The following is a 13,187-nucleotide window of genomic DNA, read 5'->3' on the forward strand; positions in this document are numbered from 1 at the left end:
TGGCTGCTCTTATCCGGCCCTACCTCTCATCTGACGTGCCATTTATCAGAGCCAAAGTTCGTGTTGCTAGTTTCTGATTAGAATTTTCAGCAACCCTGCCCCCGGTACAGGTGTTGCTCGCTTGAAATAACGGAAGTTCCTGTGTTTAGAAACCCCTTGCCAACTCGATTGCCGGACGGTCTGGAATGGCACATTGCGGGATGGGGAGCATGGCGTGCCTGCACGCCTACACCAGGTCAAAAGACAATAGACACGCTCAGAAGCGCCACCCGGCGCTACCCCAGCCGCGGTGCCACCATTGCGTCACATTCCCATGGAATACTCTCCCCCGCTGGCCCTTGGTGGCCAGCGCCTGACGTCCAGCAAAGCCCTACCGGCCCTGGCCCCACGAAAAGCACCACAGCCCTTTCGATCCAGGGCAAGTGAAGGCACAATGCGTGTCTTTTTTTTGGCCGGCCTGGCCGGGAGGCCTTCGCATGATCAAGACGCCGTACTACCTCATCGACAAGACCAAGCTGCTTGGCAACATGGAGAAGATCGCCTATGTGCGTGAGCACTCCGGTGCCAAGGCACTGCTGGCCTTGAAATGCTTCGCCACCTGGTCGGTGTTCGACCTGATGCAGCAGTACATGGACGGCACCACCTCGTCGTCGCTCTACGAGCTCAAGCTCGGCCGCCAGAAGTTCGAAGGCGAGACGCACGCCTACAGCGTGGCCTGGGCCGACGACGAAATCGAAGAGATGCTCGAGAACTGCGACAAGATCATCTTCAACTCCATTGGCCAACTGCAGCGCTTTGCAGAACGATCTGCCGGCAAGACACGTGGCCTGCGCGTCAACCCGCAGGTGAGCAGCTCGGACTACCTGCTGGCTGACCCGGCACGCCCGTTCAGCCGCCTGGGCGAGTGGGACCCGGAAAAGATCGAAGCGGTCATCGAAACCATCTCCGGCTTCATGTTCCACAACAACTGCGAGAACGGCGACCTCAACCTGTTCGACCAGATGCTCACGCACATCGAGCAGCGTTTTGGTCATCTGTTGCACAAGGTCGAGTGGGTGAGCCTGGGCGGCGGTATTCATTTCACCGGCGAAGGCTATGACGTGGACGCCTTCTGCAAACGCCTCAAGGCGTTTTCGCAAACCTACGGCGTGCAGGTCTATCTGGAGCCGGGCGAGGCGGCGATCACGCAGAGCGCATCGCTCGAAGTCACCGTGCTCGACACGCTGTACAACGGCAAACACCTGGCGGTGGTCGACAGCTCCATCGAAGCGCACCTGCTTGACCTGCTGATCTACCGCCTCAACGCCAAGCTCGCGCCAAGCGAGGGCGAACACAGCTACATGATCTGCGGCAAGTCGTGCCTGGCCGGGGATATCTTCGGCGAGTACCAGTTTGCCAAGCCGCTGGCGATCGGTGACCGTCTTTCGTTCGTCGACACCGCCGGCTACACCATGGTCAAGAAGAACTGGTTCAACGGCCTGAAGATGCCGGCCATCGTCGTCAAGCAACTCGATGGCAGCATTGATGTGGTGCGTGAATTCGGCTTTGAAGACTACGTTTCCAGCCTGTCCTAAGACGGCATTCAGTAAGGAGCAACAGATAAATTGAAGAAGAACGTTCTTATCATTGGTGCAGGAGGTGTCGCCAAGGTGGTGGCCCACAAGTGCGCGCAGCATAACGACGAACTGGGTCGTATTGCCATCGCGTCACGGAACATCTCCAAATGCCAGGCCATCATCGACAGCGTCAAGGCCAAGGGCAGCCTCAAGGTGCCTGCGGACATCCAGGCCTTCTCGCTCAACGCGCTTGATGTCGAAGCCACCAAGGCGTTGATCCGCGAGACCGAATCGCAGATCGTCATCAACGTCGGCTCCGCGTTCCTCAACATGTCGGTGCTGCGTGCCTGCATCGATACCGGTGTGGCCTATCTGGACACCGCGATCCACGAAGAACCAGGCAAGGTATGCGAAACGCCGCCCTGGTATGGCAACTACGAGTGGAAACACACCGAAGAGTGCCAACACAAGAACATCACCGCCATTCTCGGAGTCGGTTTCGATCCGGGTGTGGTCAACAGCTACGCAAAACTTGCGCAGCAGCAGTATTTCGACCGCATTGATTCGATCGACATTCTCGACGTCAATGCCGGTTCGCACGGCAAGTACTTCGCCACCAACTTCGATCCGGAAATCAACTTCCGCGAGTTCACCGGGCAAGTATGGAGCTGGCAGAACGGCCAGTGGACCAGCAACAGCATGTTCGAGGTCAAGCGCACCGATGACCTGCCGGTGGTCGGTGAGCAGAACCTGTACCTTACTGGCCATGACGAGGTCCACTCGCTGTCGAAGAATCTCGACGTGCCGAACGTGCGTTTCTGGATGAGTTTCGGCGAGCACTACATCAACGTCTTTACCGTACTGAAGAACCTTGGCCTGCTTTCCGAGCAGCCGGTGCGTACCGCTGAAGGCCTCGATGTGGTTCCGCTGAAGGTGGTCAAGGCCGTGCTGCCCGATCCTGCCTCGCTGGCGCCGGGCTATACCGGCAAGACCTGCATCGGTGACCTGGTCAAAGGCACCAAGGACGGTCAGCCGCGCGAGGTGTTCATCTACAACGTGGCCGACCACGAAGACGCCTTCGCCGAAACCGACAGCCAGGGCATTTCCTACACCGCCGGTGTACCGCCGGTCGCCGCCGCCTTGCTGGTGGCCCGTGGCGAGTGGGATGTGCAGCGCATGGTGAACGTCGAGGAACTGCCGGCCGAGCCGTTCCTCAAGGCGCTGGACCTGATGGGCCTGCCGACCCGCGTGAAAGACGAGCGCGGTGACCGCGCCTGGGATGCCGAGGCCTGAGGCCCGAACGCCCGCCTTACTGTCCCATCGTCTGAACCCCGCTCCTGGCGGTTCGCTGCCTCGAGCCCCAGCGCCCCGTCAAGTGCCTGCCCCCGCCTCGCTGCCCCCTCCCTACACCTGCGGTTCGCCTTCACGCACAGTGCTTACCCACTGCGCCTGACTTCACAGGCCATCTTTCGGAAATAACCTACAGCACTCTAGGACGAATCCCTCGCGGATAGACTTCCCCCCGTCTGTCGCCGCCTTCCATCATCCCTCCTACGCGCGGACGCGTCTTAGTCACAGGGAAAATCGGAAATGGCGGATTACCAAGACAAGCTGAGCCATCTCAGCGCCGAACAGATCGAAACGCTGTACCAGCGCTACCTGGCCAACGAGCCCGTTGCGGTCTTGCTCACCGATTACCGCATCGAGGTGCGTAGCAGCGGGCTGATCAAGGCCTTTCCACCCATCCCTTGCGCCGACCTCGCGTGCCCTTGGTGCGAGCAGCCGCTCTACACGCGTCGTCGCGGCAAGTCGCAGGCACCGCGCAGCATCAATGAAGCGTTCTGCCTGGCGTGTCCGCACCGCTACTATTTTCCCGCGTTCAACCGTCTGCAGCGCTTTTGCATCTGCCCGCCATGCAGCGCCCGGCGACACCATGACAGGCGCAATGAGGAAAGCTGGCTGCGCGGCCAGATTCTTGACTACTGGTCGCTCGAGCCTGCGCCACTGGTGCCTTACAGCACCTTGGGCGTCGCCAGCAAGCTGATGCTCATGGCGTTGATCGAGGCTCGCGGTAATGCCCGCAGCGACCGCCTGGAACCGCCCGAAGCCGGCCAAGTGGGCTTGCCTCTGAGCCCCAGCCAGACCATGGACGCGGCGATGTTCGACGCCATGCGTCAGCAGATGCTCGTGCTGATAGACCCGGACTCGCCCATCGATGCTTTCAAGCCCAATCCCGCCCTGCCCCGGCTTGATCGGGTGCACTGGGTCAGCAACCTCACGTTCGACGGCGAGCGGCGTGCCACCCTCACCGAGGTCTACCGGCGCGTGCACCAGGAGCTGACCCGCGGCCCCCGACCCGAATGGCACGCTGATCTGACCCACGCCTTGCGCCGTCTGGCCGTGGAGGAGGTGTACGGGTATCTGGAGCGGCGTTGCGCCGAGCACGGCCTGACCTTCCACGCCCGTGAGCGTGGCCAGGCCGTTGCCGAGGTTCTGGTGGAAAAACTGCCGGTCTGCCACATCTGGGATCTGACCAACGCGGCGCTGCGCGACGTGCAACAGTTTGCCGACCATTGCAACGTCGACTCCCGTCACGCCGTCGGCACCCTACCGGGCAAGCTGTGGAACCTCGGCCGGCGCGCGATCAGCGAACAATGGCCAGCGCGCGGCTCACGGCACGGCGCCAGCACCCCGCGCTCGGTGTACAGCACACTCCTGCACGGGCTGCTGCTGGGTCATGCCGATGGCGGCCTGGAGCGTCGCTTGAGCGAGTACCTGGACGCTCTGCCCGCCCCCACAGCGCTGGAGCAACCTCGCGTACCGCATTGCCCCGAGTGCGGCGTCACGCCCTCACCATTGCCTGCTGCCCCTGGCCCGGACGGGTTGGCAGGCGAGGTACGTTCCCCCTCGAGCCGCAGCGCCTGCCCCGCACGTCAGAACGGGCATTGAGCTACCACGCCGCCTTCAGTTACGCGCGCTCGGCTGGGCGCGCATCAGCTGTATCAAGCGCTCGTGCGCGATCGGGCGGCTCAGCAGGTAGCCCTGCACTTCATGGCACTGGTCGTCGTGCAGTGCCGCCAGTTGCTCAGGCGTCTCGACCCCCTCGGCGGTCACCGTCATGTTCATGGCAATGCCCAGGCTGATGATGGCCTGCACCACGCGCCGGTCGCTGCTGTTGCTGGCCAGGGCCTGGATGAAGCGTTTGTCGATCTTGATGCTGTCGAATGGGTAGGTGCGCAGGTAGCCCAGCGATGAGTAGCCGGTGCCAAAGTCGTCCATGTTCAGGCGCACGCCCAGTTCCTTGAGGGCATTGAACGTCTGCAGTGCGCCTTCGATGTCGTTGAGCATGACGTTCTCGGTAATTTCCAGTTCCAGGCGCTGGGCGGGCAGCGCGCTGTCGGTGAGCGCCTGGCGCACCTGCTGAACGACATCGCTGCGGGTGAACTGGGCCGGCGACAGGTTGACCGAGACGGTCACCGGCAGCGGCCACTCCAACGCTCGCGCACACGCCTGGTTCAGTACCCAGTTGCCCAGCAGCACGATCAGATCGGACTCCTCGGCCAAGGCGATGAAGCGGTCCGGCATCAACAGACCGTGCTGAGGGTGCTGCCAGCGGACCAGCGCCTCGACCGAGGCGATGGTGATCCCATCGACCTTGAATCGCGGCTGAAAATGCAACACCAGCTCGCCCCGGCCGATGCCGCTGCGCAGGTCCCGCGCCAGCAAGCGACGCTCATGCAGAGCGCTGTTGAGGTCGGCCGAGAAGAAGCGCCAGGTGTGCTTGCCCTCGCGTTTGGCCGCATAGAGCGCAGCATCGGCGCAGCGGATCAGCTCGCTGGGCGCGCCCGGGTACTCGCTGGACAGCGCGATGCCCAGGCTTACCCCGACCTGCAGCCGGTGGCCCTCGTGGTCGATCGGTTGCTGCGAGGCAGCGATGACCCGTTCGGCGAAGCGTTCCAGCTCGCTGCGCGCGCCGGGGCGCAGCAGCACGATGACGAATTCGTCGCCGCCCAGCCGGGCGACCAGGTCGCAGTCGCGCACGCTGCGGCCCAGGCGCGCAGCCAGTTCGATCAGTACGGCATCCCCTGCGGCATGGCCGAGGCTGTCATTGACCGGTTTGAAATTGTCCAGGTCGAGCATCAGCACGGCCAGCGGCACCGCGCCACTGCCCTTGCCATCCTGCTCGAGAAAGCGCATCAGCTGGTTGCGATTGGGTAAACCGGTCAGCGCGTCATGCATCGACAGATGCTGGATCTGCGCATGGGCCGCGACCTCATCGGTGATGTCGCTGCAGGTGCCGCGAAAGCCTTGGCACTGCGCACGTTGCACGATCGCGCTGGCCGTGATGCGGCAGATGCGCCGCTGATCCAGGCGGTCGTGATACTGGCAGCGCAGAGTGGCGAGGGTATGCGAAGTCACAAGGCCCTGCAGCCAGTTCTGTACGTCACCGGTGTCGCAGTCGAGCAGGTCGGTAATCGGCCGGCCCAGCCACTGTTCAAGTGAGTGCCCGGTGACCGTGGCGAAGCGCCCGGACAGGTAGCTGATGTTCAACGCGGCATCGGTCTCCCAGATCCAGTCCGAGGCGGCCTCGGCTACAGCCTTGAAGCGGGACTCACTGCGCTGCAAGGCCGCCTGCGACGCCAGCGCCTGTTGTTGACTGCGGTCGATGCTGGCGCTCGCGCGCAGGGCGTAGCGCGCGGTGATGGCCATGATCAGCGCCATGATCAGGCTGGCCAGGCCCAGGGGTGGAATCACAGTGCGCAGCAGCTCGCCACCGGGCTGTGCGATGTGCCAGGTCAGCTGCTGATCGATGCCTTCGAGCGGCATTGACCCCCGCTCGCGAACCGGCCCTGCGACGCTGGACGTGGTCATACCGTCCAACCCGGCGCTACGGCCCAGGCCGTCCAGCACGGTCGTGTCCAGCCGACGGATGAACACCAGCACGCTATTGGGCGCATCGAGGTGATGGGGCAACGACGGCGGGCGGATCACGGCAGCACTGAACAGCGCGGGCGCGCCGTCGAACAGCAGGAAGCCCGACGCTGCCTCGCCGCGCTGCACGGCGTGGCGCGCCACGGCGAGGATCTGCGCGCTGTGGGAGGTGTGCGCGGCCAGGCCCTGGTCGCTGAGCCGGCCATCGAGCATGGCATAGAGCGTGCGCTGATCATTCAACGCGTAGACGCCCTGATAACCATCCTGGGTGTACAGGGTGGGGCCGATGTTGTCCTGATCATAGGCCCAATGCGCAGCGTCTGGCGCGTTGAGGTGATCATAGGCGGCTTGCCAGAACGCGTGCCCCAGCAGGTAGCTGCGTTCGCGATCTTGTAGCTGGGTGAGTGCAGACAGGGCGTGAAAGCGGCTTTCAACGGCTTCGCGCTCATCCAGCCCGGCGGCGATGCGGTACAGCGAGCCGAGCGCGATGGCCAATGCCAGCAACAGCAAGGCCGTGAACATCACGATCAGATGCCGAACCACTTGGCTGCGGGGCGACAAACCTTTGTCCGTTGAAGCGTCCATACTGTCACCGGGTTTTACCAGGGTTAGCGGGTTGACCGGCCAGGAGGGCGCCCGATCCGTGCAACTGACGACCGGGGTGTGGCTGGGGGCCGCTCTCCGGACGTCGTCTACCATCCTGTACCGACGTTGGCTGGATGGCACACCACGCCAGTCCAGCGAATCAGCCCTGCATGACCCGTGCGCATTCACAGGCGTCGCGCTCGACCCCGTACAGCCCTGACAGATGAGCCAGGCTGGCGTTTTAGCCAACGCCGGAGCACGCTGCGCGCTGAATCGTTTTCTTTTTATCGACTGCGAGGCCCTCACCCATGGATCACCTGCTCGAAGCGCTTTTCCCTTCCGCCGACCAGATCCCCGAGGCGTGGCGCCTTGGCGAGCCGCTGGAGCAACGCGAGTACCTGGTCGGTGGCGAACTGCGCCACTGGAACGGGCCGCTCGCCACCGTCAACAGCCCGATCTGGCTGAAGCAGGCCGACGGTGACAGCCAAGTGGTACTGGGCTGCGCGCCGCTGCTCGATGCCGAGACCGCCCTCACCGCGCTGGACGCCGCCGTGCAGGCTTACGACAAGGGCCGCGGCGCGTGGCCGACCATGCGCGTGGCCGAGCGCATTGCCCATGTCGAGCAGTTCCTGGCGCGCATGCGAGAACAGCGCACGGCCGTGGTCAAGCTGTTGATGTGGGAAATCGGCAAGAACCTCAAAGACGCCGAGAAGGAATTCGATCGCACGTGCGACTACATCGTCGAGACCATCGGCGCGCTGAAGGCACTCGACCGCCGTTCAAGCCGTTTCGAGCTGGAGCAAGGCACGCTCGGGCAGATTCGCCGCGCGCCTCTGGGCGTGGCGCTGTGCATGGGGCCGTACAACTATCCGCTGAACGAAACCTTCACCACGCTGATTCCGGCGCTGATCATGGGCAACACGGTGGTCTTCAAGCCTGCCAAGTTCGGTGTGCTGCTGATTCGGCCGCTGCTGGAAGCGTTCCGCGACAGCTTCCCGCCTGGCGTGATCAACGTCATCTACGGCCGTGGCCATGACACGGTCAGCGCGCTGATGGCCAGCGGCAAGGTGGACGTGTTCGCCTTCATCGGTACGCACAAGGCGGCCGCTGCACTGAAGAAACTGCACCCCAAGCCACACCGCCTGCGCGCCGCGCTGGGCCTGGATGCCAAGAATCCGGGCATCGTGCTACCGCAGGTGGACCTGGACAATGCCGTGGAAGAAGCCGTGACCGGCGCGCTGTCATTCAACGGCCAGCGCTGTACGGCGCTGAAGATCCTGTTCGTGCACGAGGACGTGGTCGATGCGTTCCTCGAGCGCTTCCAGACCAGGCTCGCGGCACTCACACCAGGCATGCCCTGGACCCCGGGCGTTGCCCTGACGCCGCTGCCGGAGCCGGGCAAGGTCGAGTATCTGCGCGGCCTGGTCAACGATGCGTGCGAGCACGGCGCGCAGGTGCTCAATGCCGGTGGCGGGCAGAGCCGCGGCTCGTTCTTCTACCCGGCGCTGCTGTACCCGGTCAGCCCCGCCATGCGCGTCTATCACGAGGAGCAGTTCGGTCCGGTCATTCCCGTTGTACCGTTTCGTGACCTCGACACGGTGATCGAGTATGTGCTGGATTCGGACTACGGCCAGCAGTTGAGCCTGTTCGGCAACGACCCGGCGACCATCGGCCATCTGGTCGACACCTTTGCCAACCAGGTCGGGCGTATCAACCTCAACAGCCAATGCCAACGGGGGCCGGACACCTACCCCTTCAACGGTCGCAAGAACAGCGCCGAAGGCACGCTGTCGGTGCACGATGCGCTGCGCGTGTTCTCGATCCGCACCCTGGTCGCCGCGCGTTTCCAGGAGGCCAATAAAACGCTGATCAGCGACATCATCCGCAACCGCGAATCGAGCTTCCTGACCACCGACTACATCTTCTGATCCGCCCTCCAGGCAGTTGCCGCCAATGCCGGGTTGAAAGCCCGGCCTCTTTGGTCGAAGCTGAGGGCACGTTGCCTGGAACCCTTCATGCGAATCATCGACAAGAATGCCGCGCTGGTGCGCACCCTCACCCCTGCAGAAGAAGAACTGCTCAGCGGATTCGTGCAGGCGACACTGCTCGGTCCACGCCTGTTGCAGGCCAATCAGTGGCTGATGAAGGTGCGCAGCGCCAACCACTGGCTGGCCTGTGACTGTCGCAGCGATGCCTTGCCGGTGCTCAATGTCAGCCTCAACGGCAGCACGGGCACACTGTTTCTGAAGAACAACCCCGGCACCGCCGAGCACGCCGCAGGCTGCCCTTTCAGCAAGGACCTGCGTGAAGGGAGCGAGGCCAACGCTCCGGCCACGCCGCCGCCCGCCTGGCTGGCCCCAGACACGCCGCTACGGTTGATCGGCGACTTTCGCGGCCCCGGGGCGGATCCGCCAACGGCGGGCCGCGCTCGCGCCAATGTGGCTGCCGGTGCCCGGGCCGAGACGCCGCTGCTGGTGTCGCTGCTGCTGACCTGGATCGAAACCAGCGGCCTGAACCTGTACGCCACGCACCTCAAGCATGACCTCACCGCTCAGTTTGCCGCGCTGCGCAGCGTGGCTGCGCGCTATCCACTGGTGGAGCGGGTGCCGGCCAGCAACTACCTGGAAACGCGTCTGGACATGAAGCACATGATGATGCTCAAGGCGCGCCTGCGCGAGGCCACGGTGTTCGGCAACCACCGCCGTCATGGCCTGTTGCTGGACTGCGTCGAACAGATCCAGGGACGCAAGGTGTTCACCGCGCGCAGCGACGACGGCGTCGATTTCCAGGGTCATCACCTGTATTGGGGCGGCAGCCGCACTGCCGGGCCGCTGCTGGCCCTGGCGCTGTATTCGCCGACCACCGCCGGTAGCCAGTTCTATGAGTTGATCCACATCGCCAGTGTGCCGGTGCTGTCGCGCGCGCAGCTGTTCCCGGTGTACCGCGATGAAGAGCGCGCGCCGCTCAAGGCGCTGGTGTCGTTGATCGACTGGATGGCGAGCAAGGGCGTGAAGGTGCAGATGCGCCGGCCGGTGATCGGCGGCCAGGTGATGGATGAGCTGGTGCTGACCTCGGATCAGGACCGGGTGCTGTCGGTGTCGTTACTGGAACAGCCACTGGGCCCGGAGCCTGAAGCGGAAACGTTCAAACGCTACGCCGACTTCAAGAGCCTGGAGACGTTTCGCAAATATGTTGCGGGGTTCTTCATGCGTGAGCGGTGATGCCCAGGCGGGCATCAGCCTTTAGCCGCGATTGGCCGCGGAGCGGCCCTGAGTCATCCCGATCCGGCTTGACTGAACAGCCATTGCGCCATGGAGGCGCTTGGTCCGACATTCGTCAAGCCGCCCATGCAGCACTCTAGAATGCCGCTTTGAAGATGGCTTCTATCTCGCTCTGCACGGCGCTGCGTGGGTTGGTCAGGCCGCAGGCATCCTTCAGCGCATTGGTGGCCAGCAACGGCACATCTTCCATCTTCACGCCCAGGGCGCGCAGGCCGTTGGGAATCTCCACATCAGCCGCCAGGCGCTCGATGGCCGCAATGGCCGCGGCCGCGCCCTGCTCAGCGTCCATGCCGCAGACCTTCAGGCCCATGGCCTTGGCCACATCGCGCAGCCGCGCAGCGCTGACCTGCGCGTTGAAGCGCTGCACGTGGGGCAGCAGTACCGCGTTGCATACACCATGGGGCAGATCATAGAAGCCGCCCAACTGGTGCGCCATGGCGTGCACGTAGCCGAGTGAGGCGTTGTTGAAGGCCATGCCGGCGAGGAATTGGGCGTAGGCCATCTGCTCGCGGGCCTGCAGGTCATCGCCGTGGTTGACTGCCTGGCGCAGGTGTTCGCTGATCAGGCTCACAGCCTTCAACGCACAGGCATCGGTGATCGGTGTGGCGGCAGTCGACACGTACGCTTCGACCGCGTGCGTCAAGGCGTCCATGCCGGTGGCGGCGGTGAGTGATTTTGGCATGCCGGCCATCAGCGCCGGGTCGTTGACCGACAGGATCGGCGTGACGTTACGGTCGACGATGGCCATTTTCACGTGGCGGACCTCGTCGGTGATGATGCAGAAGCGGGTCATCTCGCTGGCGGTGCCGGCGGTGGTATTGATGGCGATCAGCGGTAACTGCGGCTTGGCAGAACGGTCGACACCCTCGTAGTCGCTGATGTGCCCACCATTGGTGGCACACAGCGCGATCCCTTTGGCACAGTCGTGGGGCGAACCGCCGCCCAGCGAGATCACGCAGTCGCAGCGCTCGCGCTGCAGAAGCGCCAGGCCCGCTTCGACGTTGGCCACGGTGGGGTTTGGCCGGGCGCCATCGAATACCCGCGAGTCGATATCCCGCTCGGCCAGCAGCCCGGCGATGCGCGCGGCAATGCCGGCCCGGGCCAGGCCCTGGTCGGTGACGATCAGCGCCTTGCGCAGGCCATAGCCGGCAATCGCGGTGATCGCTTCATCCAGGCAACCGATGCCCATGATGTTGACGGCGGGAATGAAGAACGTGCTGCTCATGACGCAATCCTCGATGGCGGGCGGTTTGGCGCCGAGGATGGGCCGTTGGCGGGGGCAGGATGTTGATCCAGGGCAAGCGCTGGCAAAAGGCCTGAACTTACGGGGCTCGCCGGGTGCAAAGCGTCTGCGCCATGCTGTCGGGGGATGGCGGCCAGACGGGGCCGCCTTGCCACCCATCGCAACGATATTCGCCAACACGTACGGGTGAGCCCCATCAAATGGTTTTGACAGGAACACGCTGTCTAGCAGCAGCATGCGATCCAGAGAGAGCACTCGGTGGTGTGGGAGCGGCCGGCCCGGCGTTCCGGTCAGCCGCGACGGGCGACGCAGACGTCCTGATTCAGGCAGCGCGCACTGCCGAACAAGCCGCGACTGCAGCCATCGATTCCCGAGCCACACCCGCCTGCGTCTGATTCACCGCCTGCACAGCCGCACTCACCGACTGCCAGGCTTGCGCCGCGAAGGCCAATGCAGGTGACCGTTCATGCGCGGCCTCGCTCGGGCCTTCTAGCGCATCGGCCAGCAACGGGCAGGAGGTCGCCACCCACAGCCGCTCGCCCAGGCGCTGCGCCGCGTGCCGCAACACACGCAGCGCGTTTTGCTGATCATGTGGCTGCACCTGCGAACCGCTGACCACGCCTAACGACAACAATTTGTAGGCTGGCAAACGATCGAGAATGACCGGGTACTGCTCGGGCGCACAGGCCAGGTCGATGTGCAGGCCGTCGACTGGCAGATTGGCGGCCAGGCCCAGGTTGTCTTGCAGGCCCCCGTAATAGGTGGCCACCAGTTTTTTCAGCGGAGCGCGCTGAAGGATGTTGTAGACCCGCTCATAGGCATTCTTCCAGGCTTGCGGCAGCTCGAGCGCAAGGATCGGCTCGTCGATCTGCACCCACTCCACACCCTGTGCGGCCAGGCGGTTGAGGAGGGTGTCGTAGAGCGGCAGCAAGCGGTCGATGAGCTCCAGGGTGTCGAGGTTCGGCGTCGCAGGTTGCCCCAGCCACAGGTAGGTCAGCGGACCGAGCAAGACGGGTTTCACGCTATGGCCCAGTGCGTGGGCGTGGGCCACCTCTTCGAACAGCGCGTCCCAGTTCAGGGCAAACGCCTGGTCGGGCGCAAAATGCGGTGCGTGATAGACGGTAGCGGTGTTGAACCACGGCGTCAGCCGCGCATCAGCCGAGGCACCTGCTTGCAGGTGGTCTGAAGCGGCGGTGTCGGCGCGTCGCACCGTAGGCTGCACGCCGAAGGCCAGCGAGTGGGTGAGCACACGATCAGCCCCGGAGCAGCCGTCAACCGGCAGCAGATCGATGCCGGCTGTTTTCAGCACGTGCCACTGCTCGGCCTGCCACTCACGGGTAACGGCGCAACCCTGGGCACGGTCGTGCTCACCTCGGCCGCAGGTCAAGTGGGCGGCTTCAAGTGCGTGGTGGTGACCGGTATGGGCAAAACCCAGGGTGTGTGCCAGTGCCATGGTGAGGTGTCTCTCGAGCGATGAATGCGATGGCGGGCATTTTGGCGTGGCGCAAGGGCGTGAGACAAACTCATAAAATTTGAGGTGATCTTTAGAATTTCTCACCTTGAAACTCGCCTTGACGTATTGCGGCATAT

8 protein-coding genes are annotated in these 13,187 nt (G+C 63.9%); 5 read left to right on the forward strand and 3 right to left on the reverse strand.

Annotation, left to right across the window (positions count from 1 at the left end):
- The first annotated feature begins 476 nt into the window (after positions 1–476).
- The 3 genes from nspC to RT028_RS11410 all read left to right on the forward strand — a co-directional run bounded on the left by nspC (position 477) and on the right by RT028_RS11410 (position 4,505).
- Entirely contained in the window at positions 477–1,574 is a 1,098-nt protein-coding gene (gene nspC / locus RT028_RS11400; RefSeq protein WP_312934955.1) for a carboxynorspermidine decarboxylase, read from the forward strand.
- Between the two features lie 30 nt (positions 1,575–1,604).
- Entirely contained in the window at positions 1,605–2,849 is a 1,245-nt protein-coding gene (locus tag RT028_RS11405) for a saccharopine dehydrogenase family protein (protein ID WP_312934956.1), read from the forward strand.
- A gap of 297 nt (positions 2,850–3,146) precedes the next feature.
- Positions 3,147–4,505, forward strand: coding sequence for a hypothetical protein (locus RT028_RS11410; RefSeq protein ID WP_312934957.1), 1,359 nt, complete (start codon positions 3,147–3,149; stop codon positions 4,503–4,505).
- A gap of 15 nt (positions 4,506–4,520) precedes the next feature.
- On the opposite strand, the gene RT028_RS11415 is transcribed toward RT028_RS11410, so the two are convergent.
- The gene (locus RT028_RS11415; RefSeq protein WP_312934958.1) at positions 4,521–7,073 is read right to left on the reverse strand and encodes an EAL domain-containing protein; all 2,553 of its coding nucleotides are present in this window, start codon (positions 7,071–7,073) and stop codon (positions 4,521–4,523) included.
- A gap of 308 nt (positions 7,074–7,381) precedes the next feature.
- Between RT028_RS11415 and RT028_RS11420 the strand changes: the two genes are divergently transcribed.
- The gene (locus tag RT028_RS11420; RefSeq protein WP_312934960.1) at positions 7,382–9,001 is read left to right on the forward strand and encodes an NADP-dependent glyceraldehyde-3-phosphate dehydrogenase; all 1,620 of its coding nucleotides are present in this window, start codon (positions 7,382–7,384) and stop codon (positions 8,999–9,001) included.
- Positions 9,002–9,088: 87 nt separating this feature from the next.
- Complete coding sequence (locus RT028_RS11425; protein ID WP_312934961.1) at positions 9,089–10,294, forward strand: hypothetical protein; 1,206 nt, start codon at positions 9,089–9,091, stop codon at positions 10,292–10,294.
- Positions 10,295–10,430: 136 nt separating this feature from the next.
- On the opposite strand, the gene yiaY is transcribed toward RT028_RS11425, so the two are convergent.
- Both yiaY and RT028_RS11435 read right to left on the reverse strand, forming a co-directional pair.
- Positions 10,431–11,579: an L-threonine dehydrogenase gene (gene yiaY, locus RT028_RS11430; RefSeq protein WP_312934962.1), complete on the reverse strand. Its 1,149-nt coding sequence runs from the start codon at positions 11,577–11,579 to the stop codon at positions 10,431–10,433.
- 340 nt (positions 11,580–11,919) lie between these two features.
- A complete protein-coding gene (locus tag RT028_RS11435; RefSeq protein WP_312934964.1) occupies positions 11,920–13,050 on the reverse strand; it encodes a hypothetical protein in 1,131 nt (376 codons plus the stop codon).
- Between the last annotated feature and the right edge of the window lie 137 nt (positions 13,051–13,187).

The sequence above is a fragment of the Pseudomonas sp. genome, assembly GCF_032058845.1.
Lineage (GTDB): Bacteria > Pseudomonadota > Gammaproteobacteria > Pseudomonadales > Pseudomonadaceae > Aquipseudomonas.